This is a genomic window from Bacillus cereus group sp. BfR-BA-01441 (assembly GCF_022663075.1).
Lineage (GTDB): Bacteria > Bacillota > Bacilli > Bacillales > Bacillaceae_G > Bacillus_A > Bacillus_A cereus.
This window is the reverse complement of record NZ_JAKUEU010000076.1, coordinates 1-24,685: the sequence shown is the minus strand read 5'-3', so window position 1 is coordinate 24,685 and position 24,685 is coordinate 1. Positions and strand designations below refer to the sequence as shown.

The following is a 24,685-nucleotide window of genomic DNA, read 5'->3' as shown; positions in this document are numbered from 1 at the left end:
GTAATGTCACATCTACTAAAGAGCGAGAACATGGTAAAACCATGCTTCCAGTTATATGTAGATGAAACGTAAACTTACCGGAGCCAAAATCAACTCTTCCCGTTACATGAACAGGATTAATTTCACGAATATCTTTCTCGACCTCTTTTAGCTCACTTACATCTACCATCTCATCCAATGTCAATCCTTTATTTCTCAATTTATTCAATTGATGGATGGACCATTTCATATCATATCACCTCAAGGCAACAAACAAAATTATAGCTAGCCATTTTATATTTGTCAATGTTTTTTCTTTACACTATAATGAAGTCATCATAGTAAATAATATATAGAGTATCACGTTTTTCAAAAAGATGCTACATCGAAAGGAGAGATTACCATAAAAGCTGGTGGTATTGTTGTTGAATATAACCCTTTTCATAACGGTCATCTTTATCATGTGCAACAGACAAAAAAGTTAACACAATCCGATATAATAATTGCCGTTATGAGTGGTCCTTTTTTACAGCGTGGTGAGCCCGCACTCATTTCCAAATGGTATCGCACTAAAATGGCCTTAGCAAACGGCGTAGACCTTGTTGTAGAGCTTCCATACGTCTTCGCAACACAAAAGGCTGAAACCTTCGCAAATGGTGCTATTTCCATTTTAAATGCCCTGCGTGTTTCCGAAATTTGTTTCGGTAGTGAGGATGGACAAATCGAAAATTTTTATAATACCATCTCCATACAAAAAAACGAAGAAGAGACTTTTAACTGCCTTGTAAAACAATTCATGGACGCTGGTAATAGTTATGCAAAAGCAACATCGGATGCTTTCTCACACATTTTAACATCTGAAAAAAACATAGATATGTCACAACCAAATAATATTTTAGGCTTCCAATATATGAAAGCAATTCTGTCACAAAATAGCTCTATACAAGCTCAAACTATAAAAAGATTTGCCTCTCATTATCATGATGAAACATTTAATGACCAACATATTGCAAGCGCGACAAGCATCCGAAAACAACTCTTTAGCGAAGAAGGATCATTTACAACAATTGAACCTTTTCTCCCACAGGCAACCACTTCGCTTTTAGCAAATTACAAACAAAACTACGGGATATTACATAATTGGGAACAATACTTTTCATTTTTTAAATATAGACTCATGACGATGTCTCCAGAGGACTTACGACATATATATGAAATAGAAGAAGGTTTAGAGCATCGTATTTTATCAAAAATACAAAACAGTTCCTCCTTCTATTCATTCATGGAAGCATTAAAAACAAAACGTTATACATGGACTAGATTACAAAGAGCTTGTACACACATTTTAACAAACACAACAAAAGAGGATATACGTAGCGCAAATATAGAACAACACGCACCATATATTCGCCTGCTAGGCATGTCACAAAAAGGACAAACTTACCTTTCAAAAAATAAGAAAAAAATCGAACTTCCAATCCTTACTCATACAAAAACATTCGACCATGCCGCTTTAGATATAGAGAAAAAAGCAAACTCTGTATATTTCTCCATCATGCACGAACCGTTACGCACACAACTATTAAAACAGGATATAACACACCATCCTATTCGCTATGATGAAACAACTACAAAATTCCTATAAAAAACCTCTCTATTTCAGAGAGGTTTTTTCCTTATCCATCTTTTCTAAATATGTTAACGCATCATCCAGCGTATCCACTGGTACAATTTTCATTTTTGTTTTAATATCCTTTGCAGTCTCAAGTGCATCTTTATAGTTCGATTTCTCCGCACCTTTTTCATTTGGCGCAAAGAACACTTCAGCCCCAGCATCGCTAGCAGCCACCACTTTTTGATTTATACCACCAATCGGGCCCACTTCTCCTTTTTCATTAATTGTACCTGTTCCAGCTATTTCATGTCCTTTCGTTAAGTCTTCTTCCACAAGTTGATTATATATTTCTAATGTGAACATTAAACCTGCGGATGGTCCACCAATTTCATGAGAATTAATTTTCACTTTCGGATCGACCACTAATTCTCTTTCCGTAACGATAGAAACACCTATACCGACACGTCCATTCCCATTAGGAATCGTCTTTACATTTAAATTCTCTTTCAATTGTTTTCCATTTCTCATGTACTCAATACTTACAGCATCATTTTCTTTTTTCCCTGTCATATATTCAATAAATTGCTCCGTCTTTTCAAATGTTTTTCCGTCAACAGCTATAATAACATCACCAAGCTTAAGCTTTCCTTCTGACGGCATTCCTTTTGCCACACCAGCAACTAATACACCTTTATTTTCAAAAGATACTGAGCGATTTGCACGTTTATATGCATTATAAATCGCTGCATTTTGTGAATCTTTCATCGCATAATTTTGGCGAAATTGATATTCTTCATCACTCTCACCTTTTTGCAATATTTCTTCCGCTTTCGAAATATGTGTATATTTATTAAACTGTGCCGCTATTAAATTCACCACATTTGCTGGTCCCATTGAAACCGTAACAAGCATAAAATCACCAGATTCTTTCGTTCCACCCTCAACTTGAACATAAGGCTCTAATTTGGCAGCCATTCCTGGTTTTGTTATATAATACGGTAAACGTACGTAAACAAGTAACATCGCCAATATAACCCCTATTAAGATTGCATATATAAACCGAAAACGCTTAAACATTATGTTTCTCCTTCCACTGCTCAATTAATAAATAAATATTTGAAATATGTTTTTCTGCTTCTACTTCTCCAACTCGAATAATGTCTTCAATGTTTGTAAAAGCACGTGAACTAAATTGCTCTACAGCTGGTCGCATCATTAAATCCGATGCAATTTGCCGATTCATTACAAGCTCATGCTGCATAATTTCAATACTTTGCATGATTACGTCATAAATGGACGTAACATCGCCATTTACCTTAATTGGAGATACATCAACAGCGATAACAATATCGGCCCCTAACTCTTTCACAACCGATACTGGGATGCGATCAATGACTCCACCATCCACTAATAATCTTCCATCTATTTTTTCTGGTACAAACACTCCAGGAACAGATATGCTAGCCCTCACCGCATCTGCAACTGGCCCACTTGTAAAAACCACTTTTTCCCCCTTCAATATGTCAGTAGCCACAACAGCCGTCGGGATATCTAACTCTTCTAAATTTTTATTATATGTAAACATTTTAATCATATCTTTGACACGTTTTCCAGCAATAAATCCCATTTTCGGTACCGTGAAATCTAAATAATACTTCCGCTTAAAAACAGATGCCAATTTATACAATCTTTCAACGTTACTACTTGCCGCATAAAACGTACCTATTAGCGCCCCCATACTACTTCCTGCAATCATGTGAATAGGGATACCCGCTTCCCTTAAAACCTTTATTACACCAATATGAGCAAACCCTTTCGCTCCTCCAGACCCAAGTGCTAAACCAATCTTTGGTTCTTTCATTTTTCTCACCCTTTAATTTTTTTCATTCCTTTTTCATACTTATGGTCTAAATTCACTACGTATCCACGTATACTGAAATGAACGTTTTTTGGGACAAAGGGGGATTTACTTACATGTATGAAAAATGGAAAACCGCTTTCCTTACCATATCAACGCTATTTTTAACCTTTTCTCTTGTACTCCACCCCCAAGCCGCTTTGCAAGCTTCTATTCGCGGGTTAAATATATGGTGGGAAGTTGTATTCCCTTCACTACTACCGTTTTTCATCATTGCGGAACTTCTAATTAGTATCGGTGTTGTAAAATTTATTGGCGTTATATTAGAACCACTCATGCGCCCACTTTTTCGCGTTCCAGGGATAGGCGGATTTGTTTGGGCGATGGGAATGGCTTCTGGTTTCCCTGCAGGCGCCAAATTAAGCGCTAGACTACGAAAAAGCAATCTTTTAACTCAGATTGAAGCGGAGCGCCTCGTTTCTTTCACAAATTCTTCTAATCCACTTTTTATTTTCGGTGCTGTGTCTATCGGTTTTTTTAATAATCCGAAATTAGGAATTATATTAGCCGCTGCCCATTATTTCAGTAACTTTGCTGTCGGATTAATTATGCGTTTTTACGGCGATAATACCGCTTACAAAATTAATACACACACTACAAAAAAACGTCGCTTTCAAAACCCTTTTTTAATCCTTCACGAGACACGCTTACAAGAAAAAAGACCAATTGGTAAATTACTTGGGGATGCCATTGTTTCTTCTATTCAAACATTACTTATGATTGGCGGATTTATTATTTTATTCTCTGTGTTAAATAAAATGATTACTGTATTTCACATTACAGCAGCTCTTTCTTTTATTATGCAACATATTTTATCATTCTTCCAACTAAGTACAGATTTTAGTATACCTATATTATCAGGTATTTTCGAAATGACACTCGGAAGCCAAATGATTAGTCAAATAAATGAAACACCGCTCTTACAACAAGCTATGGTAACAAGCTTCATTTTAGCATTTAGTGGTCTTTCTATTCAGGCACAAGTTGCTAGCATATTAGCTGAAACAGATATCCGATTTAAACCCTATTTTTTCGCACGAATTATTCAAAGTATTCTTGCCCCTATTTTTACATTTGTATTTTGGACACCATTTTATGAGAAAGTGAGTTCTTTCTCGCCTATGCCAAAAGATATTCCTGTATTTTTATCCGAGCATCCTTCTATACTACATGAAATTTGGACATCTTTTATACATTATGGACCAATTTTCACATTATTTTGTCTATACTTATATGTTATTTTATTATTTTTGCGCACATATAAAGAAAAACCCCGTTCACTTTAACGGGGTTTGAAACTTTTCTTTTAAAGCACGTTCTACAATAGGAGGTACAAGATCTACTACACTTCCTCCATACCTCGCAACTTCTTTTACAATACTCGAGCTTAAAAATGAATATTGATTGTTTGTCATAATAAAAAATGTTTCAATATTTTCATCTAATTTTCGATTCATAGAAGTAATTTGCATCTCATATTCAAAATCAGAAACTGCTCGTAAACCACGTAATATTGCATTTGCATTACGCATTTTTGCATACTCTACTAATAGCCCACTATGCGAATCTACTTTTACATTCGGGATATCCTTTGTCGCTTCTCGAATTAATTCTAATCGCTCTTCAACTGAAAAGAATGGTTTTTTTGATGAATTGTTTAAAACGACTACGTACACCTCATCAAATACTTTTGCTCCCCTTTTAATAATATCCAGATGCCCAAGGGTAATTGGATCAAAACTTCCTGAAGAAATAGCTATACTTGTCATTCTGTCCCCTCACCTTCATACTTATAAATCGATATTGCAGTAATCCCATAATTCTCAGCTCGTACTTTTACAAGCCTTCCTATTGAATTAGGTAAAACTACATCATTACCATGCTCTGCCATAATTAATCCATCACTATGTAGCAATCCATGTTGATCCATTATACTAATTAAAGATACAATTTTTTGCTCTTTATATGGAGGATCTATCAATATAAGATCGAATGACATTTCACGTTTTATTAGCGCCTTTACTGCACGTTCAGCATCATTTCGATATACTTCAGCTTGTTCCTGTACTCTACAACTTTCTAAATTTTGATGAATTACTTTTATCGCTTTACTATCCCGATCAACAAAAATTGCTTTATCAATCCCTCTGCTCAAAGCCTCAATTCCAAGACCACCACTACCACCAAATAAATCAAGGGCGATACCACCATCAAAATAAGGACCTATCATATTAAAAATAGATTCTTTTACTTTATCTGTCGTTGGACGTGTTGTATTACCAGGAACCGCTTTAAGTGGGTGTCCTTTACATTTTCCTGAAACTACTCTCATCTGTTGTCACTACCTTTATTTCAATCTATCGAGCGATTATAGAAAGCCATTCCCACTTCGGTAACCGTTAACAAACCACATTCACCTAACTATAGGAAAACTCGGCCTCAAATAACCTCTCGTTATTTTTATGTATTCATCTCATCATTCACTAATATGAACCCAATATGTATATTAGTTCCACTTTATCTTTTTTATCCTATCACAAAATAAAAAAAAGAAAAATAAAAAGCCCAACATAAAATTTAATTTCATTATGTATATCTTCATTTAGATTGGACATAAATAATTATAACAACATCACCTTCGATGTTGTTGCCAACCGCGGAGAAGACTTACGTTTCCCCATAAGTTCTTCCTCCGGTTTCTCCTCTCCCTTTGCCTTCTTACTAGTACATGCTAGTATAAGAAGGGCCCTGCTATGCAGGGTTTTTTTTCTTTGTGTGCTTTTCATTTAAAAAGTGAAATGGTACAGTAAAAGAAAGAGGAGGAAAAGATATGATTCAACGCTTTATAGAACTTGGAGAAGGCTACTCTGATTTATATGAATTACTTGAAATTGCCAAAACAAATCAAGAACGTATAGCACATATGTTACAATTCGAAACGATAAAAAACGATAAAAAAGTATGTTCGCTTGTTGTAATATTAAAACCAACTACTACTGGTGATTTCCAACCATTATACATATGTCGTGAAGGCATTCCTGTATTTGAAAATAAAAAAAGTAAACGTGTCATTTTATTTGAAGAAACGGCAGAACAACTCGGAAAAAAAGTGGCTACCTTTACTGTAAAACCATCTACAACTTTCCCAGAAAAAGAACTGTTTTTTAATCATTTAATTGGTATTTTACGAATGAACAATTTCATTCCTCCGATGAAATAACACGTTATTTCAAGTGAAAAATCCCCGGCTAAATTTAGCCGGGGATTTTTTCTATTAGCTATAATCGTATTCTTTTGCTCGATCAGGACGGGAATTTTCAAATTCCGTTTTTAAATACGGGCGATACGACTGTTCTATCTTTTTCACAAAAGGAAGTTTGTTCAACTTATGCATCATATGCTCAATTTGTTCCATATCACAATATACTACAGCATATTTCAATCGTTTTGATATGTAATGTATGTTACCATATTTCCTTAAAATCTTGGCATGTTTCAATGAATGTAAATAAACAATCATACTTTGTCGTTGCCCGAACATAATCTTCTCCATCTTCTCCTTTTAAAAACATATATTTTATATTCTATGAAAACCAATCAGAAATTTATAACATTACAGGACAAACTCTGTATACGTTTTCTTCCAACTTCTAAAAAACGGGGCACATCACCCCGTTTTTTTACAACCACAACCTCCGCCAGTACCACAACCTCCACCACAGCCACCAGCATCAAAGAATGGATTTCCTGTTGGCACTTTAATGGAAGAAGACACTTCCGAACCGATTGCTACACTAACTTCGTCTAATAACTTCTGCAAAGCAGTTTCTGCTCTTTTAAAAGCTGCAACCTTATCATGTAAGTCCACAGAACGCTTTAATTCTCTCATTTTCATTGACACGGTAGTATAGTCAGGATGGTATTTTCCAAAACGCTGTACTTCCTCATACCGTTCTTTCATCGCTGTAAATTGCTGAATGAGCGTCTGAAGTTCCATATCTTCATGTAATTCTCTATAATACTTACGATAATCTTCTGCTATATCTGAACAGATAATCGCTTTTGCAAGCTGCTCTGCCTTATCTAATATTAATACGCTTTCTAGCGTCGCTACAATCATGAGAGACACCTCCGAGTATCCATCATACCACATTTAGATTAGAACTACTAATTGAAGTGACTTACTCAAAAGAAAGATATAATGAAACTATTTTTACACTATATCCGTACACACTTATACATTAATATGTTCCGCTATATTATATTTAAGAACATCCCACTTTCCACTATTTTGTTTCACATAACTAATACACGCATTTTTTAATGGTGTCTTAAATGTAATTTCATCTGGTTCAATGGCATGTAAAATCGCTTTTATCGCGTGTGAGTGAGCAACAATAATAATACGTTTGCCAAAATGAGTTGTCGCAACATCTTCTAAAGCAGCAAAGCAACGAGCTACAATCTCTTCATCTCGCTCCATACCTTCTACTTTACCTTCAGCAATCAACTCTCTAACAGCCGCAACCGGCTTCCCTGAAGCTTCTCCAAAATTCCGTTCAACAAATCGCTCATCTAATAAAATCGATTGTAATCCAACTGTCTTTGCAATTTCATTAGCCGTTTCTTGCGCTCTAATTAACGGGCTACTTATAATGATATCCCACGTTTCTTCTTGTAAAGCAGCTGCACTCTGACTCGCTTGCTTCTTACCAACTTCATTAAGCGGAATATCTTCTCGCCCCTGAATAATTTCTTGAAAATTCCAATCAGTTTGTCCATGTCGTACTAAACAAATTTCCGTCATGCTGCAACTCCTTTTTAAATAATCAACCTCTATTGTAACAAAAGTTCTGCATGACGGACATATTTTTCACTTCCAATTAGGTTGCATTTTGTTGCTTCATATACTGAAACATATCAATCATGATCGAAGCAACGGCCAATTGATTTTGAAACTTTTCCACTTTATCTGGTATTGTTTTTTTGAAATGTTGCATCGCCGCTAACTCAAAAGCCTCTTTTTCTTCAGGATTTCTTGTTAATTTTCTATACCAGTACGGTTGCTCTCTAATATAGCGAGATAAATCCTCATCAGCCTTTATAAACTCCATAATTTCTGCTCTCATTATCCTTCCCCCTAATCCTTTTGAAAGAAAAACGGGTTATTTTCTGAAGTACTTTGCTCTTGCTGCGTACGGTTACCTTGAAATTGCTGAATAACTTGTTGCACGCTCCCAATTGCACTCGTCACATTGGCTAAATGGTTCTGCATTTGTTCCACGTCCAACTTTTTAAAAAAAGAAAGCATTTGCCCCATCACATCAGCAGTTTTTTCCTCTTCAGTTCGATTATCTTTTTCTTTTTTATTTTCTTTTACCGAAGAAAACGCAGGCGCTCCATCCGGTCTATAAGTTGCCCATATTGGATCTTCTTCACCAAGTAAGTACCATTCTTCATAAAATTGTTGCCATGTTTTATGACCACTTCTAACCTCATGAACCATTTTAGGGTGATGGTTTACAAATTCTTTAAACTGTTGAACCGATGGATGTAACGGTCCTTTTGTTGTTGGCATAATCCTCACCTCTCCATGTATATCTACTATATAGTAAGAAAAAAAAGGCGCATGGTTCGCCTATTTTTAGACGATTCATGCACCTTTTTTTCTGCTATTTGCATACGGTCAGATTCCCACCTACAATTCAGTGAATACGAAGTAACTAATTTGGTGATGTTAACACCCCACCGCTTACAATTTCACTTTATTTTCGAATAAAGTTTTGTGTATAAAATTTATCGTATACACCAACACCTAATCCTGTAAATTGTTCATTTAATAAATTCTTTCTATGCCCCTCACTATTTAACCAACCTTGCACTGCCGCAATTCCATCACTATGTTGCGCCGCTATGTTCTCACCAGCAAGTTGAAATCCTACTTTCCCGCGCTGCAAACGATCTCCTAGTGTACCTAATGTAGGTGAGTCATGAGAAAAATAATTATTGTCTTTCATATCTTTACTGTGACCAACAGCAACATCTGCTGTTTCCTGATCCCATGTTAATAATGGTAATTTATGACGACTTCGAATGATATTTGTTAAATCAAAAATTTGTTGCATATTCCCATTTTCTACTTGTTTTATTTTTTCTGGAGTCAATGGTTGTTCTGCTATTAATTCACCTGAATAAACGAGCTGATACGGTCTTTGGCGTAATAAAGTTTCATCATCCATATAACGAACACCAACAAGCTCATGTGTAAATTGATCAAAATACAATTGCGCCCATCCATCTTCTACAGGTATTAACGGTTGTTCCATGACTTCGGTATCAGATAGCTCAAATTGATAACTATTTTTCCCTCTTTTTAATGAAATTTCATGCGAAAGCGGACTTTTTTTATATACTTCTTCATATTTTTCATTTATATAATAAGGTGGAACCTTAACTTGTTCACCAGCTGCGTATGCCGTTACAACTTTACGTTCAGAAACTCCAAATTGAACATACTGAGTTAAATCCTGGTTGTATACCCACCATTCATATCCGTATGCAGATGGCTCTATTCGAGAGGGTTCTCCCCACTTCGCTAATAAGTTTTCAGAGTCTTCACCAATCATATTTAAAACAGTGTCTGAGGAGTCTTCCTTAATTTGCTTTTTCTTTTTCACAATTTTATTTTCTTGCTTTGATTGAGATGGGGTTAATATATATTGTGAAACGAGTAATTTCCCGTATAAATCAACAGCTAAAATTAAAAATGTAATCATTACGATACGCAATAATTTCTTCAAACGATATACCTCCTGAACAAAACATAAAATTGAGATATACACAAATCCTTTTCTTTCTTTTTGTGTGTACCGTACTCTTTTCACTATATCATATTTTTGTGAAAAAAGTCTGGATTATCCCTTTTCTCTCAATATGAATTGCACTTTCTTATTATTCATACTATTATAAAAATAATGGTGTAACATTAAAAAAGGAGGTATTATATGCAATTTACAAATACGCAATTTAATGGAGCCGTCGTTGAATTAACTCTTTTAACTGAAATCATGGAAAACAACCACTTCGTACTTGCCGGACAGTGGGATTATGAGCGAGTTACATACGATTATAAATTTGAAATATTAAAGGATGTTTATTATTTACGAGTGCAAGGAGTTGCTGTTGAAGGTGACATTGGCAGTAGACACGCTGAAGTAAAACTACTTCCCCCCTTATTAGGAAAACATTATTATCCTCACGGCGTTGAATATGGTGATGATGAGACTTTCCCAACGAATGTACTTCAAAAAAGCGAACAACTCCTACAAAATGTCGAAAAAGAGTTAAAAGAATTTCAAATTATTGATTAACAAAAACAAGCGCATCAATATGATGCGCTTGTTTTATTTCCCTTCCCTAAGAATGAATCGTTTTTTTTACTGGATATCCATAAATAGATCCATCTTTTACTTTAATCTCATCTTCCCAAGGAACCTTATATTTACCTTCAGCTAAATCTTTTACAAACGTATATGGATTTTCTTTCACCCCACCAGGAGTTGCTACATATCCTCTTGAACCTAGATTATATATATTATTTTCCAATCCCCATCCTAATCTAGCCTGATCTGCTAGTTCTGGATATACTTCAGCAGTAACAATCTCCCAAGGATTTCGATGTCCCTGTACTAAAGTAGTCCCATCAAAATTACATACTTGTCCTTCACCAAAGTAATAAAATACGCCATCATAACCCGCTAAGTTTACCGACAATGTATACATTAAATTCTGCCATGCATTTGAACGATTGGTTAGCATCCATTGTTCACTAACTTGTGTACTATATCCAGAAATACGAATTAAGACATTTGCACCTTTATAGGCCGCTTCACGAGCTACTTCAGGGAACATGCCATCATGACAAATACAAACAGCTAATTTACTTCCTCCAGGTCCATCACAAACAGGTAAGCCTAAATCTCCAGCTTTCCAAGGCTCGACTGGCACCCAAGGATTTAGCTTACGATACTTCAAAATCATTTCACCTTGTGGATCAATAATAACTGCTGTATTATATGGCTCTCCACCATCAGGATTTTTCTCCATTATTGAAAAAACACCATATACTTTAGATTCTTTACATGCCTCAGCAAATAAGTCTGTTTCTGGCCCAGGCACTGTGCATAAAAATTCTTCTGTAGTCCATTTTTTTGTATTGAGCCCTTGTGTACTATATTCAGGAAATACTATCAATTCTAAACCAGGGTAACCTGATTTGGTCGAATGAATTGTTTTTATGATTTGTTGAATTTGTTTATCAATGTCTGCACGCGATTCTACTACTGGTACTGGATATTGAATTAGTGCTGTCAAAAAACCACTAATCGGCTTTACCATACTTCCACTACTACCCATTTAAACTCCCCCTTAAAATAGTTCGTGTTTATTAAAGATAACAATATATATTTGTAACTCTCTAAAAAACTTGCACTACATATGGAATTATTACGCATGAAAGCTAGTAGTAAATTTTATCTCCACTTTTAGTACACGCCTACACTAACTTAACATAAAAAGTTAGAAAATTCAATCTTTTTAAGGTAGCTAAAACTAAAAAGAAAAAGCGCATGGAATCCCATACACTTTTTTTACTTAGTCTGTAAATACGGCGGCAATTGTTGCAACTGCTCCTTATCCTTTTCACGTTCTCTACGTGCCCATCTAAAGAATACATAGCCTATAATTGTACCGTACACTATTTCCTGGACAATTTTCATTATGATACCACCAGTTTGCTGGTCTTGTACGACTGGCATCCAGTGCAAAAATTCTGGTCCCGTTATATTTAAATCTGATAAAGTGCCCGCTGGTACACATAGTTCCATCGCTTTCATCCAAGCAGCCGGATCCGTATACGTTGCAAATAACGGGGCTGTCGCAAAAATGATTAACGCACAAGCAGGCGTTAATAATATGCCATTAGCAAACATATAACCAAGTTTCTTTATATCACTTAATGTTTGATATTCTGGTAATGGATTTAACATCGGCCACCACATCATGATTGCTGTAAAAAACAATATAGCGAGACAAATAGGATGAGCTATTTGACTTTGTTTTACCGTATCAAAAACAACTGGTAAATGATAAAAAGAAAACAGGCCGTTAAATACAAATAACGCAATAAGCGGTTTAGCAAATGCCTTTAATATAATTTGAACAAACTTAAAAGAAGTAATGTAACGATATAACCAAATTGGTATACCAAGCAACAGTAACGGTGGAACTGCAATATACATGACTGCCATTTCAAACATATGAGCACTAAATATAATATGGCCAATTAAATCAATAGGCCCTCCCTTTACAAAATACAAAAGAACAATACCAGTCGTAAAATAAAAAATTTGCTTCTTACTTACCTTCGTCGCATTTTCAAATCGCATTCTATATGGCCCAATAATTAAGAAGTACCCAATAAGAATCGAAAGCATAAATAATAAAAAGATTGGACTCCATAAAGCCTGAAAACCAAATATCCACAAGTTACTCATTTTCACACCTACCTTCGTAAGGTTATCTCATAATATGAAGAGGGAGCTGTGACAACACAAGCTCCCTTATTTTTCACTTTTCAAATCCACACGATTGTCATAAAAGCTAAAATTGTAATTAACCCTATTAGCAGACCAGAGTAAAGAAAGAAACTTGCTGCTTCATGTCCTTTATGACTCATATGCATAAAATAATACAATTGAAAAATTACTTGTACCACTGCTAATAGTAAAATAAACGGTACAGAGAAAATCGGACTAAAAGTTTTTGGATACGCCACCGCTACAAATGCAACTAATGTTAAAAAAATCATTAATGCAAACGTAATAACTTGATGCCTCATTTCCTCCGCACTTTTTCTCTTCCGATAAACAAGATCAACTTTAGGATTATTCGTTTGCTTTATCGCCATTGTTTATCCCACCATTCCCATTAAATATACTACAGTGAAAATAAACACCCAAACTACGTCAATAAAGTGCCAATAAATCGATGCAACATAAAACTTCGGTGCATTGTATAAATTTAGACCTCTCTTCGCATTTCTAAAGATTAATGTTAGAATCCAACATAACCCAAACAATACGTGGAGTCCATGTGTACCAACAAGAGCATAAAACGCAGAGCCAAACGCACTACTTCTCATAGTATGCTTAAATTCATGTGTATAATGATAAAACTCATATATCTCAAACCCTAAAAACCCTAAACCTAGCAATACTGTTACTAGTAACCAAAGCTGCATTTTCTTAAAGTTAAAGTTTTTCATGTGATACATCGCATATACACTCGTTAAGCTACTCGTTAATAAAAGCATCGTCATAATGAAAACGAGTGGCATTTGGAACATCTCTTGAGATGTTGGTCCACCATTTGTAGAATTCTTTAACGCTAAATATGTTCCGAATAAGGAAGCGAACAACACTGTTTCGCCTCCAAGAAATAACCAAAAACCGACAAACTTATTTTTCCCTTCAAGGGTTGCTTTTTCAGGCTCTGCTGGAAATGTTTCATTCGTTAATTTTTCATCTACATGCATTATGCCTTGCCCCCCTTATCCTCTAAATCTTCTTTATGAATATGATACCCATGATCATCAATTACTGAACGTAGGAACATTGCGCCAAATGTAATGATTAAACCAATAATTGCTACTAATAACCAGAACTTATCTTTTCCGCCCTGCATATACATCGCACCAAATGCCGCTATAAACAATCCGAAAGAAATGACAAATGGTGAAAACGAAGGATTTGGCATATGAATATCACCAACTGGTTCCGCTGCTGTCATCTCTTTATTACCTTCACGTTTTTCAATCCAAAACGGATCTAATCCGCGAACAAATGGTAATTGTTTAAAGTTATATTCTGGTGTCGGTGCTGGCATTGTCCATTCTAATGTACGTGCATCCCACGGATCACGACCAGCTTTTTCTTTTGATACTGTCGTTTTAATTACATTGAATAGAAGAACAATCGTTCCAAGAGCCATAAACACCGCTCCGATGGAACTAATCATATTCCCCATTTCCAACCCTTGCCCTTCAAGATATGTGTAGTAACGGCGTGGCATACCAATCAAGCCAAGGAAATGCTGAATAAAGAACGTTAAATGGAAGCCGATAAAGAATAGCCAGAACGTTATCTTTCCTAATGTTTCATTTAATACTTTATTAAACATCAGTGGCCAATAATAATGAGCTCCTGCAAGTAAACCAAATACAACACCGCCAACGATTACATAATGAAAATGCGCTACTACGAAATAGTTATCATGAAATTGATAATCAGCTGGTGCAGATGCTAGCATAACCCCTGTAACTCCACCCATTACGAATGATGGAATGAAAGCTACTGCCCACATCATTGGTGTCGTAAAACGAATACTTCCGCCCCACATTGTAAAGAGCCAGTTGAATATTTTGATACCAGTTGGAACCGCAATCGCCATTGTTGCGACCGAGAAAATAGCATTAGCAACTGGACCAAGTCCAACAGTAAACATATGGTGCGCCCATACCATAAATCCTAAAAATCCAATTAATACAGTCGCAAACACCATCGATGAATAACCAAACAATCGTTTTTTCGAAAATGTCGCGAAGATTTCTGAGAATATTCCGAAAGCTGGGAGTATAAGAATGTATACTTCTGGATGACCGAAAATCCAGAATAAATGCTCCCATATAATTGTATTCCCGCCCAATGCCGGATTAAAGAAACTTGTTCCAAATAAACGATCTAACATTAAAAGTCCTAATCCTACAGTTAACGGCGGAAAAGCGAATAATATAAGCGAAGATGTTACAAATGTCGTCCATGTAAACATCGGCATACGCATGTACGTCATTCCTGGCGCCCGCATATTAATAATGGTTACAAGGAAGTTAATACCTCCAATTAATGTACCAATACCTGAGATTTGCAAGCCGAGTACATAGAAATCAACACCATGACCTTTAGAGGCTAAAGCTAAAGATGCATAAGATGTCCATCCTGCATCAGGTGCTCCACCTAAAAACCAACTTAAATTTAAAAATACTCCACCAAAGAAAAATAACCAAAATCCGAGTGAATTCAAAAACGGGAACGCTACATCACGTGCACCAATTTGAAGTGGTACAGCGGCGTTCATAAATGCAAACACGAGTGGCATAGCTGCGAGGAAAATCATTGTTGTACCGTGCATCGTTAATACTTGATTATAAGCATCCCCAACAAGAAAAGCGTTGTTAGGAATCGCTAATTGAAGGCGAATAAATAGAGCTTCTATTCCGCCTATTACAAAAAACAATCCACCTGCAATTAAATAGAGAATGGCAATCTTTTTATGGTCTACTGTCGTTAAATAATCCCATATGACAGCACCCATCCCCTGTTTTTTTGCTACAGAACTCACGTTTTCAACCTCCCCTTCGCGAATAATCCCTCTTTACTTTTCAACTTTTAACGTTTGTAAGTATGCATTTAATGCATCAATTTGATCATCCGTTAAGTTGCCATATTTGCCAGTCATTTTGTTTCCTGGCTTCATATTTTCAGGATCTTTCAGCCATTTTTTTAAGTTTTCTTCATTGTTTTCGGCAATACCGGCAACCATATCGCGATCCGCAAAGTTTGCTAAGTTTGGTGCGATACGAGCGGAAGGTGGTCTACTATCATTAGATCCAACTGCATGACAACCAATACAGCTTTTATTAAATATTTCTTGGCCCTCTTGCGCCTTTGTTGAAGCTACTTCTTTCTTCCCATCAATCTTCTTCATATCAGCAAGCCATTTTTTGTACTCGCTTTCATCTAAAGCTTTCACTTTAAATTGCATTAAAGAATGTGATGGGCCGCAAAATTCTGTACAAAAACCATTATAAGTGCCCGATTTATCTGCCTTTAACCACATTTTGTTCACATTGTCTGTATTTGTATCCATTTTCCCTGCTAAAGATGGAACCCAAAATGAGTGTTTAATATCGGCACCCTTCAAATTTAAATACACTTTCTTACCTGTGGGGATGACCAAATCTTGCGAAGTTACTATCTTTTCTGATTTATAAGAAAATTCCCACCAATAAAGATTCGCTGTTACATCAACAACGATAGTATCTTTATCAATATTCTTTTTCTCCATCGCACTTACATCAGCAAGTTTGAATGTATATGTAACTGTTGGAACAGCTAAGATTAGTAAAAGAATAATCGGAATAACTGTCCATATAATTTCTAGCTTGTGATTCCCTTCAACTTGCTCTGGAATATAATCTTCCTGACCTTTCTTTTGTCGGAAACGCACAATTACATATAAGAAAATAATAGTAACTACTAGTACTACTCCTACCATGATTGCACTCGCCAGTAGAAGTAAATCATATTGCATTTTTGCTACTTCTCCTTGCGGAATTAAAGTAGATTGAAAGGCTTTACCGCATCCCCCTAACAGTAAAGCCAGCAGTGAAACGAACGAAAGCAGTCGCCACTGTTTCTTCATACAAACAACCCCCACTTTCCTTGTGAATTAGATTGTACTTTATAGTTAAGTAAAGTAAATCTCAACGTAAAGAAATCCAATTATGTCGTTGTCTTAGAAGAATGTAACTACAATCATTGATACAAATAAGATTGTTAAATAATTTAGGGAATAAACAAACATTTGCACGGACCATTTGATGTCATCTTTCTTACGGAAGCCATAAAATCCTAAAACGATCCATCCGATGTTAAGCAGTGTTGCAATTACCATAAATGTTATCCCTAGTCCACTCATATAAAATGGTAGTGGTAATAAACATACTGTCCAAATCATAATTTGGCGTTTCGTAATTTCAAATCCATGAACTACAGGAAGCATTGGAATTCCTGCATTTCGATATTCATCAACACGTTTCATTGCTAATGCAAGGAAATGTGGGATTTGCCAAATAAACATAATTAAAAATAACATCCAAGCAATTGGATGGCCTAAAGATGGATCGATTGCTGCCCATCCAATTAAAGGAGGAACTGCACCAGATATACTACCTACAACAGTATTTAGTGTATACTTTCTCTTTGTCCATAAACTATATAGAACAACATATGTGAAAGCACCAATAAATCCCATTAAGACTGCCATTGGTGTTGTTAATAATAAAAATACAAAACCAAGAAGTAATATGACTAGTCCAAATGTAAGTGCAAATCCTGGTTTATACTTTCCAGTAACCGTTGGACGGGTCTTTGTTCTTTCCATTAATGGATCGATGTCTCGATCAATGTAGTTGTTTAAACAACATACCCCTGCCATAACTAATCCAGAACCAACGATTGTAAAGAATAACTTATCCAGATTGTCCATTACACTTAATCCATTAAAGTGTAATGCCAACCAAAATCCTGTAAATACAGTAAGTGTATTTGAGTTTACAATCCCCATTTTAACGAGTGCTTTTAAATCTTGTAACCGAGTTGTTTCCGGTACACTTGTAACAGCGGACTCATCATGCAGCTCACTTGTTGCATGGTTCATCACTCTAACCCCCTCTTAAAACTTTCATCTTTCTTTTTGCGCATATTTCAAATGAAATAATTCGCTTCTATATAGCAATATTATTACAGTAGAAACATTGTTAACCCATTCTACTACTAATCTACGCCCATACTCCAATATATTAAATCATATTTCCCGAACATTTTGTGAAGAAAACATGAACTTTTTGTGTCGAATATGAAAAACTTCATTCTGACTTGTCCTTATCATAACATGATGTTACCTTCTATAATAAACTATTTTGTCTTATTTAACACGTATTCTCCCCATTTCTTTTCAAAATAGCCTATTTTTCACCTAAAATTTTCCTTAGGAACCCTGTTTTTACACCTATTTTCTCCCCCTTTCCTTCCCCCTCCATTTCTTTGCTATTTTATTATTTTTTATATATCATAGGAACTAGCGCGTTTTATTCTATACATAATGGAATGAAAATATTTCGCAATAACTTCATAGCAGAAAGATGGTGAAAGAGATTGCAACGCTTTATTAAATGGTTAGCAGTCATTACAAGCCTTGATTTATTAATAGTTTTATTAGGAGGCGCTTTAGTTACAAAAACAGGTTCTGGTCAAGGTTGTGGTAAATCATGGCCACTTTGTAACGGTGAATTTGTTCCATCTAATTTATCAATGGAAACTATTATTGAACTTAGCCACCGATTAACATCCGGATCAGCTGGAATTCTTGTCACTCTCCTTTGTATTTTGTCCTGGAAATATTATAAACATGTGCGTGAAACAAAAACGTTAGCAATTTTATCCTTCGTATTTTTAGTTGCACAAGCATTAATGGGAGCAGCAGCAGTTGTTTGGGGCCAAATGCCAGCTGTACTTGCTATCCACTTCGGTATTTCCTTAATTTCATTTGCTTCTGTCATTTTATTAACGTGTCTTATCTTTGAAATTGACCAAAAATTTGATGCACGTTCACTTATTATGGACAAAAAAATGAAATTTCATATTTATGGTGTAACAATTTACAGTTATATCGTCGTCTACACAGGTGCTTTAGTACGTCACGAACGAGCTAGCTTAGCCTGTCCAGACTTTCCTTTATGTAGCAAAAACAGACCTATGCCAACTCAACTACATGAATGGGTTCAAATGGGCCATAGAGTTGCAGCGATGTTAATTTTCGCTTGGATACTATACGCGATGATTCTCGCTATTCGCCATTACAAACAGCAACCTGTCGTATATTGGGGATGGATCATTTCATTTATCCTTGTTACACTTCAAGCTGTAGTAGGAGTTTTAGTTGTATTTACAAACGCTAGTTTAGCAATGGCATTGTTACATTCTCTATTCATTTCTTGCTTGTTTGCCGTACTATGCTATTTAGTTATGTTAGGAACAAGAAGTAAAGTGAATGCAAAAGAAGCCGAATTAACTTCTAAACAAACAAAATAATTTAAAACTAAAATCCCTTGCCGAATTGGCAAGGGATTTTTTGCAATAAAAAAAGAGCTGTATTTTACACAGCTCTTTTTTTATTTTAGTGATCTAATTCAATAAGTAAATCACCCGTTTGAATCGCATCACCATCGTTAACATATACTTTCTTCACTTTACCATTGAACGGCGCTTGAACTGTCGTTTCCATTTTCATCGCTTCTGTAATTGCCATAGAATCGCCTTTTTTCACTTCATCGCCTTCTTTTACAACTACTTTAATTACCGTTCCTGGCATCGTTGCACTAATATGATTTGGATTCTCACGGTTTCCTTTCACACGTTGTGCAACTGTTGCTTTTACACTCTCGTCTTTCACGATAATTTCACGTGGTTGACCGTTAAATTCCAAGTAAAGGACACGATTTCCATCCGGCTGAGGTTCTCCAATTGATACTAGTTTAACCATCAATGTTTTACCCTGTTCAATTTCTACATCAATTTCTTCACCTAGTCTCATACCATAGAAGAACGTCGGTGTATCAAGTACAGATACATTTCCATAAAGCTCAGCAACTTTTTCATAATCCATAAATACTTTTGGATATAAAGCATATGCAACTACATCAAAAATCGTTACTTCGCGTCCAAGTTTATGGAATAATTCTTCTTTTAATGCTTCGAAATCTACTGGCTCTAGTAATTCACCTGGTCTTACTGTTAACGGCTCTTTCCCTTTTAAAATAATCTTTTGTAATTCTTTCGGGAAACCACCATACGGTTGACCTAAATCACCAGAGAACATTTCAACAACAGACCCTGGGAAGTCCATCGCATGTCCACGCTCTAAAACATCTTGTTCTGTCAGATGGTTTTGAACCATAAATAATGCCATATCACCAACAACTTTTGATGATGGCGTTACTTTTACAATATCTCCAAACATGTCATTCACACGGCGGTACATTACTTTCACTTCATCGAAGCGATCTCCTAAACCAACCGCCTTCGCTTGTTGCTGAAGATTACTATACTGTCCACCCGGCATTTCATGCATATATACCTCTGTATGAGGCGCATTCATACCACTTTCAAACGGTGCATAGTATTTGCGTACATCTTCCCAATAATGAGATAGTTTTTCTAAAGAATCTATATTAACATCTGGTTGTCTTTCGTTTCCACCTAATGCATAGTATAGCGTGTTCGCACTTGGTTGTGACGTTTGACCAGCCATAGAACTCACTGCTACATCGACGATATCAACACCCGCTTCAATTGCCTTCGTATACGTTAATATACCATTTCCACTCGTATCGTGCGTATGCAGGTGAATCGGAATCGACACTGTCTCTTTTAATGCAGAAACTAAATCATATGCTGCATTTGGTTTTAATAAGCCCGCCATATCTTTAATACCTAAAATGTGAGCTCCTGATGCTTCTAACTCTTTTGCTAAATTTTTATAGTAATTTAAATCATATTTACTACGCAGTGGATCATGGATATCCCCTGTGTAGCACATTGTTGCTTCTGCAATTTTACCAGTGTCTCGTACAGCGTCAATTGCAACTCTCATGCCTTCCATCCAGTTTAAGCTATCAAAAATACGGAATACATCAATGCCTGCTTGAGCAGAACATTCCACAAATTTTTGAATTAAATTATCTGGATAGTTTTTGTATCCAACTGCGTTTGAAGAACGAAGTAACATTTGGAATAAAACGTTCGGCATTTTTGCACGAAGATCTAGTAATCGTTCCCATGGATCTTCTTTTAAGAAACGATACGCAACATCAAACGTTGCACCGCCCCACATTTCCGCTGAGAATAGGTTCGGTAACATTCTCGCTGTTGGCTCCGCAATTTGATGTAAATCTTTTGTACGAATACGAGTTGCAAGTAATGACTGGTGTGCATCACGGAATGTTGTATCCGTTAAAAGTACACGTTTTTGATCCTGTACCCATTTTACTAATCCGTCCGCTCCACGCTCGTCCAAAATTTGTTTCGTTCCATTTTGGATTGGCTCTGAATGTTTTAAACATGGAATACGAGCATCTGGGAATATTGGTTTTTCTTTTTTACCTACTCCTGGGAAACCATTTACTGTTACTGTACCAATGTAATTTAACATTTTCGTTCCACGGTCTTTACGTTTCGGGAACAAGAACAATTCAGGTGACGCATCGATAAATGAAGTATCATATTCTCCTGATAAGAAGTTTTTATGTTTTACTACATTCTCTAGGAATGGAATATTTGTTTTAATACCACGAATACGGAATTCTTTTAAGTTACGTTCCATTTTTGCAGCAGCTTGCTCAAAAGTAAGTGCCCAAGTTGTAACTTTTACAAGTAAAGAATCGTAGTACGGTGTAATAACTGCACCTTGGAAGCTATTTCCTGTATCAAGACGTACACCAAAACCACCGCCTGATCGATACGCCATAATTTTTCCTGTATCCGGCATAAAATTATTTAGCGGATCTTCAGTTGTTACACGAGATTGAATTGCAAATCCATGTACAACTACTTCCTCTTGCTTCGGAACACCTACCATTTTGCTATGTAATGAATGTCCATCAGCTATTAAAATTTGTGATTGAACAATATCTACTCCCGTAATCATTTCTGTAATCGTATGTTCTACTTGAACACGTGGATTTACTTCAATAAAGTAAAACTCATCATCTTTTACAAGGAATTCTACTGTTCCTGCATTTAAATAATTTACATTTTTCGTTAACTTCACAGCAGCATCACAAATACGCTGACGCAGATCATCTGAAAGTGATACACTCGGTGCAATTTCTACAACTTTTTGATGACGACGTTGTACAGAACAGTCACGCTCGTATAAATGAACAACATTGCCTTCTTCATCTGCTAAAATTTGTACTTCTATATGTTTAGGTTTTTCAACGAATTTTTCGACGTAAACTTCATCATTACCAAAGGCTGCTTTCGCTTCTGATTTCGCTCGATTATATGATTCTCCTAATTCCTCACTAGTACGCACAATACGCATACCACGACCGCCACCCCCAAGGGATGCTTTAATAATAATCGGGTAATCATACTTTTCAGCAAATTTTTCGACTTCTTCTAATGAATTTACTGGACCATCACTACCAGGTATAACTGGAATTTGTGCTAGCTGCGCTTGTGTTCTTGCTTTCACTTTATCTCCAAACATATCTAAATGCTTACTTTTCGGACCGATAAAGATAATTCCTTCTTCTTCACAACGTTTAGCGAATTGAATATTTTCTGACAAGAAACCATATCCAGGGTGGATTGCATCTACATGATTACTTTTTGCAATCTCAATAATGCCTTCAATATCTAGATAAGCATCAATTGGTTTTTTTCCTTCCCCAACTAAATAGGACTCATCGGCTTTATAGCGATGATAAGAACCACTATCCTCTTTAGAATAGATTGCAACTGTTTTTAATCCAAGTTCCGAACAAGCTCGAAACACACGAATTGCAATCTCTCCACGGTTAGCTACCAATACTTTTTGAATACGTTGCAGCTTTGTCATGATTTTCCCCCTCTACTTTCCTACCACTCTAGAGATAAAATATATACACACCTTAAAAAGCGTGAAGTTCTTCACTTTCCACATTATATTATACTTAGAAAGCTTCACTTTATTTTTATCCATCATACCTTATTTTTTAACAAATGATAAGTTTTCTGTGCAATTTGTTTCACAAAAATAGTATAGCATACCTCTTCCTTTTCTAACAACTTAATTGTATATCACATTTAACTTAATGTGATATATCTTTTAACTGAAAGAGAAATTAGTACATCATATTTAAAACTACTTAAAAATAAAAACACATCATGCTCTAAAGCACAATGTGTTTTTATTTTACAACTACAAGATGTGGTCCATTTTGTTCTTTTTCTTTCATTAATCCATTCTGTTGTTTCTCTTGTCGTTTCACGTGACTAGCAATATTGAGTAGTATCCCCATCGCAAGTAGATTAGCTAATAAAGAACTACCACCGTAACTGACAAACGGTAATGGTACTCCGGTAAGTGGTATTACTCCAGACATACCACCAACATTAATAAACGTTTGAACTCCAAACAAGCTTGCAATTCCGATAGCTATTAAACTTCCAAATGGATCTGTACACTTTTGTGCGACTCTAAATGATCGAATAATTATAAGCAATAAACAAATCAAAATGATTGCTACGCCTATAAAACCAAGTTCTTCCGATATAATTGCCATAATAAAATCCGTTTGTGGTTCTGGTAAATAACCATACTTTTGCACACTATTTCCTAATCCCCTACCATTAAGCCCTCCAGAAGCAATTCCAATAAATGAATTCACCAATTGGAATCCATCCTTTTGAGGATCATTAAACGGATCAAGGAAAACAGAAAAACGTGCCTTTTGATATGGATTTAATGCATAATTGCCAAGAAGATATAGTGCCGGAATCCATACTATAGAAGTTAAAGCAATTCGTTTAATCCATAAGTTAACCTGTACTCCCGAACAAAGGAACATAATTCCTACTGTTCCTGCAATTAACAAATCAGTACCTAAATCATTTTGCTTTAATATTAAAAACATGATTATACCAACACCAATAAGTACTGGACCTGACCCTTTGGAAACAGGTGTATTCGTTTCTTGTCTTTTGGCAAAGAAATGAGCTAAGACGAGAATAACTGTTATCTTAACAAATTCTGCAGGCTGTATTCCAAATATCCACCCGTTTGCACCGTTTACTTTCTTAGTGAAAAAGGCAGCTGCTGCTAATAATGCAACACTAATTCCATAACTCCCCAATAAAAAGATTCGTTTTCTCCACACTTTATATGGGATAATAGCAAGAATTATTAATAACACTGTTCCAGCAGCTAAAGTAATTAATTGTCTTTTAAAAAAGAAATTTGCTGGTTTATCAAATCGCGAAATCGCAACAATGGAACTAGAACTATATACCATTATTACTCCCAGCACACATAAGATAACAAGAGGAAGTAACAATGAATAATCCATTGATTTCCATACTTTTTTCATTTCATTTCCTCTTTCTGTTTCAATTTAATTATTGTTGTATTCCATATGTATATTGATTCTTCCTGCTTTATTATACAAATAAAAAGCTCAAACTAATTTAGTTTGAGCCCCCTTATTTGAACCCGTTATTGTTGTTTGTTTG

Annotated in this window: 24 protein-coding genes and 1 pseudogene; 5 read left to right on the top strand and 20 right to left on the bottom strand. The window is 35.7% G+C overall.

Features of this window, described 5'->3' with window-relative positions; all coding sequences use genetic code 11:
• Nucleotides 1–229: pseudogene (locus tag MR107_RS23800) on the bottom strand (DUF177 domain-containing protein); the annotation flags it as partial.
• 213 nt (nt 230–442) lie between these two features.
• On the opposite strand from MR107_RS23800, the gene MR107_RS23795 reads away from it, so the two are divergent.
• Nucleotides 443–1,624: a nucleotidyltransferase gene (locus MR107_RS23795; protein ID WP_063220783.1), complete on the top strand. Its 1,182-nt coding sequence runs from the start codon at nt 443–445 to the stop codon at nt 1,622–1,624.
• A 9-nt stretch (nt 1,625–1,633) separates the two neighbouring features.
• On the opposite strand, the gene MR107_RS23790 is transcribed toward MR107_RS23795, so the two are convergent.
• Together MR107_RS23790 and MR107_RS23785 are read right to left on the bottom strand one after the other, a co-directional pair.
• Nucleotides 1,634–2,671 (bottom strand): SepM family pheromone-processing serine protease, encoded by a 1,038-nt coding sequence (locus MR107_RS23790; protein WP_000476280.1) that lies wholly within the window; start codon nt 2,669–2,671, stop codon nt 1,634–1,636.
• Nucleotides 2,664–3,455 carry a patatin-like phospholipase family protein gene (locus MR107_RS23785; protein WP_000662588.1) on the bottom strand — a complete coding sequence of 264 codons (792 nt, stop codon included), beginning with the start codon at nt 3,453–3,455 and terminating at the stop codon, nt 2,664–2,666. Before MR107_RS23785 ends, MR107_RS23790 begins: the two co-directional genes overlap by 8 nt.
• Nucleotides 3,456–3,568: 113 nt before the next feature.
• On the opposite strand from MR107_RS23785, the gene ylbJ reads away from it, so the two are divergent.
• A complete protein-coding gene (gene ylbJ / locus MR107_RS23780) occupies nt 3,569–4,798 on the top strand; it encodes a sporulation integral membrane protein YlbJ (RefSeq protein WP_000273082.1) in 1,230 nt (409 codons plus the stop codon).
• On the opposite strand, the gene coaD is transcribed toward ylbJ, so the two are convergent.
• Nucleotides 4,790–5,281 (bottom strand): pantetheine-phosphate adenylyltransferase, encoded by a 492-nt coding sequence (coaD, locus tag MR107_RS23775; RefSeq protein WP_000200601.1) that lies wholly within the window; start codon nt 5,279–5,281, stop codon nt 4,790–4,792. The two genes, ylbJ and coaD, sit on opposite strands and share 9 nt — an antisense overlap.
• Nucleotides 5,278–5,844: a 16S rRNA (guanine(966)-N(2))-methyltransferase RsmD gene (gene rsmD, locus MR107_RS23770; RefSeq protein WP_001266978.1), complete on the bottom strand. Its 567-nt coding sequence runs from the start codon at nt 5,842–5,844 to the stop codon at nt 5,278–5,280. Before rsmD ends, coaD begins: the two co-directional genes overlap by 4 nt.
• 498 nt (nt 5,845–6,342) lie before the next feature.
• Here rsmD and MR107_RS23765 point away from each other — a divergent pair, with 498 nt between their 5' ends.
• The gene (locus tag MR107_RS23765; protein ID WP_000616017.1) at nt 6,343–6,732 is read left to right on the top strand and encodes a DUF7147 family protein; all 390 of its coding nucleotides are present in this window, start codon (nt 6,343–6,345) and stop codon (nt 6,730–6,732) included.
• A gap of 54 nt (nt 6,733–6,786) precedes the next feature.
• On the opposite strand, the gene MR107_RS23760 is transcribed toward MR107_RS23765, so the two are convergent.
• The 6 genes from MR107_RS23760 to MR107_RS23735 all read right to left on the bottom strand — a co-directional run bounded on the left by MR107_RS23760 (nt 6,787) and on the right by MR107_RS23735 (nt 10,312).
• Nucleotides 6,787–7,053, bottom strand: a complete 267-nt coding sequence (locus MR107_RS23760) for a YlbG family protein (protein ID WP_002082261.1) — start codon at nt 7,051–7,053, stop codon at nt 6,787–6,789.
• A gap of 126 nt (nt 7,054–7,179) precedes the next feature.
• The gene (locus MR107_RS23755) at nt 7,180–7,632 is read right to left on the bottom strand and encodes a YlbF/YmcA family competence regulator (RefSeq protein ID WP_000634366.1); all 453 of its coding nucleotides are present in this window, start codon (nt 7,630–7,632) and stop codon (nt 7,180–7,182) included.
• A gap of 114 nt (nt 7,633–7,746) precedes the next feature.
• On the bottom strand, nt 7,747–8,319 hold the full coding sequence (locus tag MR107_RS23750; RefSeq protein ID WP_000134946.1) for a histidine phosphatase family protein: 573 nt from the start codon (nt 8,317–8,319) through the stop codon (nt 7,747–7,749).
• A gap of 76 nt (nt 8,320–8,395) precedes the next feature.
• Nucleotides 8,396–8,641: a YlbE-like family protein gene (locus MR107_RS23745; RefSeq protein ID WP_001200990.1), complete on the bottom strand. Its 246-nt coding sequence runs from the start codon at nt 8,639–8,641 to the stop codon at nt 8,396–8,398.
• 11 nt (nt 8,642–8,652) lie between these two features.
• Complete coding sequence (locus MR107_RS23740) at nt 8,653–9,090, bottom strand: YlbD family protein (protein ID WP_001143346.1); 438 nt, start codon at nt 9,088–9,090, stop codon at nt 8,653–8,655.
• A 187-nt stretch (nt 9,091–9,277) separates the two neighbouring features.
• The gene (locus MR107_RS23735) at nt 9,278–10,312 is read right to left on the bottom strand and encodes a CAP domain-containing protein (protein ID WP_000735378.1); all 1,035 of its coding nucleotides are present in this window, start codon (nt 10,310–10,312) and stop codon (nt 9,278–9,280) included.
• A 204-nt stretch (nt 10,313–10,516) separates the two neighbouring features.
• Here MR107_RS23735 and MR107_RS23730 point away from each other — a divergent pair, with 204 nt between their 5' ends.
• On the top strand, nt 10,517–10,882 hold the full coding sequence (locus MR107_RS23730) for a YugN family protein (protein ID WP_001160952.1): 366 nt from the start codon (nt 10,517–10,519) through the stop codon (nt 10,880–10,882).
• A 46-nt stretch (nt 10,883–10,928) separates the two neighbouring features.
• On the opposite strand, the gene MR107_RS23725 is transcribed toward MR107_RS23730, so the two are convergent.
• The 7 genes from MR107_RS23725 to ctaB all read right to left on the bottom strand — a co-directional run bounded on the left by MR107_RS23725 (nt 10,929) and on the right by ctaB (nt 18,068).
• Nucleotides 10,929–11,927 carry a formamidase gene (locus MR107_RS23725; protein WP_000535802.1) on the bottom strand — a complete coding sequence of 333 codons (999 nt, stop codon included), beginning with the start codon at nt 11,925–11,927 and terminating at the stop codon, nt 10,929–10,931.
• A 233-nt stretch (nt 11,928–12,160) separates the two neighbouring features.
• Complete coding sequence (ctaG, locus tag MR107_RS23720) at nt 12,161–13,066, bottom strand: cytochrome c oxidase assembly factor CtaG (RefSeq protein WP_000069023.1); 906 nt, start codon at nt 13,064–13,066, stop codon at nt 12,161–12,163.
• Nucleotides 13,067–13,146: 80 nt separating this feature from the next.
• The gene (ctaF, locus tag MR107_RS23715; protein ID WP_000985706.1) at nt 13,147–13,479 is read right to left on the bottom strand and encodes a cytochrome c oxidase subunit IVB; all 333 of its coding nucleotides are present in this window, start codon (nt 13,477–13,479) and stop codon (nt 13,147–13,149) included.
• Nucleotides 13,480–13,482: 3 nt separating this feature from the next.
• Nucleotides 13,483–14,106, bottom strand: coding sequence for a cytochrome c oxidase subunit III (gene ctaE, locus MR107_RS23710; RefSeq protein WP_000557861.1), 624 nt, complete (start codon nt 14,104–14,106; stop codon nt 13,483–13,485).
• Nucleotides 14,106–15,941, bottom strand: coding sequence for a cytochrome c oxidase subunit I (ctaD, locus tag MR107_RS23705; protein WP_153579316.1), 1,836 nt, complete (start codon nt 15,939–15,941; stop codon nt 14,106–14,108). The genes ctaE and ctaD overlap by 1 nt, the downstream gene beginning before the upstream one ends.
• 60 nt (nt 15,942–16,001) lie before the next feature.
• The gene (coxB, locus tag MR107_RS23700) at nt 16,002–17,051 is read right to left on the bottom strand and encodes a cytochrome c oxidase subunit II (protein WP_000745268.1); all 1,050 of its coding nucleotides are present in this window, start codon (nt 17,049–17,051) and stop codon (nt 16,002–16,004) included.
• 93 nt (nt 17,052–17,144) lie between these two features.
• Complete coding sequence (ctaB, locus tag MR107_RS23695) at nt 17,145–18,068, bottom strand: protoheme IX farnesyltransferase (RefSeq protein ID WP_001015058.1); 924 nt, start codon at nt 18,066–18,068, stop codon at nt 17,145–17,147.
• Nucleotides 18,069–18,565: 497 nt separating this feature from the next.
• On the opposite strand from ctaB, the gene ctaA reads away from it, so the two are divergent.
• Nucleotides 18,566–19,501, top strand: a complete 936-nt coding sequence (gene ctaA / locus MR107_RS23690) for a heme A synthase (RefSeq protein WP_001188743.1) — start codon at nt 18,566–18,568, stop codon at nt 19,499–19,501.
• 85 nt (nt 19,502–19,586) lie between these two features.
• Here ctaA and pyc read toward each other — a convergent pair whose 3' ends face one another.
• Nucleotides 19,587–23,033 carry a pyruvate carboxylase gene (pyc, locus tag MR107_RS23685; protein WP_242292802.1) on the bottom strand — a complete coding sequence of 1,149 codons (3,447 nt, stop codon included), beginning with the start codon at nt 23,031–23,033 and terminating at the stop codon, nt 19,587–19,589.
• Between the two features lie 331 nt (nt 23,034–23,364).
• Nucleotides 23,365–24,543: an FtsW/RodA/SpoVE family cell cycle protein gene (locus MR107_RS23680; RefSeq protein ID WP_025689183.1), complete on the bottom strand. Its 1,179-nt coding sequence runs from the start codon at nt 24,541–24,543 to the stop codon at nt 23,365–23,367.
• Nucleotides 24,544–24,685: the final 142 nt, after the last annotated feature.

Coding starts and splice junctions, on each gene's coding strand:
- MR107_RS23790 (WP_000476280.1), bottom strand. CDS start 2,671: ATGTTTAAGCGTTTTCGGTTTATATATGCAATCTTAATAGGGGTTATA.
- MR107_RS23785 (WP_000662588.1), bottom strand. CDS start 3,455: ATGAAAGAACCAAAGATTGGTTTAGCACTTGGGTCTGGAGGAGCGAAA.
- ylbJ (WP_000273082.1), top strand. CDS start 3,569: ATGTATGAAAAATGGAAAACCGCTTTCCTTACCATATCAACGCTATTT.
- coaD (WP_000200601.1), bottom strand. CDS start 5,281: ATGACAAGTATAGCTATTTCTTCAGGAAGTTTTGATCCAATTACCCTT.
- rsmD (WP_001266978.1), bottom strand. CDS start 5,844: ATGAGAGTAGTTTCAGGAAAATGTAAAGGACACCCACTTAAAGCGGTT.
- MR107_RS23765 (WP_000616017.1), top strand. CDS start 6,343: ATGATTCAACGCTTTATAGAACTTGGAGAAGGCTACTCTGATTTATAT.
- MR107_RS23760 (WP_002082261.1), bottom strand. CDS start 7,053: ATGTTCGGGCAACGACAAAGTATGATTGTTTATTTACATTCATTGAAA.
- MR107_RS23755 (WP_000634366.1), bottom strand. CDS start 7,632: ATGATTGTAGCGACGCTAGAAAGCGTATTAATATTAGATAAGGCAGAG.
- MR107_RS23750 (WP_000134946.1), bottom strand. CDS start 8,319: ATGACGGAAATTTGTTTAGTACGACATGGACAAACTGATTGGAATTTT.
- MR107_RS23745 (WP_001200990.1), bottom strand. CDS start 8,641: ATGAGAGCAGAAATTATGGAGTTTATAAAGGCTGATGAGGATTTATCT.
- MR107_RS23740 (WP_001143346.1), bottom strand. CDS start 9,090: ATGCCAACAACAAAAGGACCGTTACATCCATCGGTTCAACAGTTTAAA.
- MR107_RS23730 (WP_001160952.1), top strand. CDS start 10,517: ATGCAATTTACAAATACGCAATTTAATGGAGCCGTCGTTGAATTAACT.
- MR107_RS23725 (WP_000535802.1), bottom strand. CDS start 11,927: ATGGGTAGTAGTGGAAGTATGGTAAAGCCGATTAGTGGTTTTTTGACA.
- ctaG (WP_000069023.1), bottom strand. CDS start 13,066: ATGAGTAACTTGTGGATATTTGGTTTTCAGGCTTTATGGAGTCCAATC.
- ctaF (WP_000985706.1), bottom strand. CDS start 13,479: ATGGCGATAAAGCAAACGAATAATCCTAAAGTTGATCTTGTTTATCGG.
- ctaE (WP_000557861.1), bottom strand. CDS start 14,106: ATGCATGTAGATGAAAAATTAACGAATGAAACATTTCCAGCAGAGCCT.
- ctaD (WP_153579316.1), bottom strand. CDS start 15,941: ATGGGTGCTGTCATATGGGATTATTTAACGACAGTAGACCATAAAAAG.
- coxB (WP_000745268.1), bottom strand. CDS start 17,051: ATGAAGAAACAGTGGCGACTGCTTTCGTTCGTTTCACTGCTGGCTTTA.
- ctaB (WP_001015058.1), bottom strand. CDS start 18,068: ATGAACCATGCAACAAGTGAGCTGCATGATGAGTCCGCTGTTACAAGT.
- pyc (WP_242292802.1), bottom strand. CDS start 23,033: ATGACAAAGCTGCAACGTATTCAAAAAGTATTGGTAGCTAACCGTGGA.
- MR107_RS23680 (WP_025689183.1), bottom strand. CDS start 24,543: ATGAAAAAAGTATGGAAATCAATGGATTATTCATTGTTACTTCCTCTT.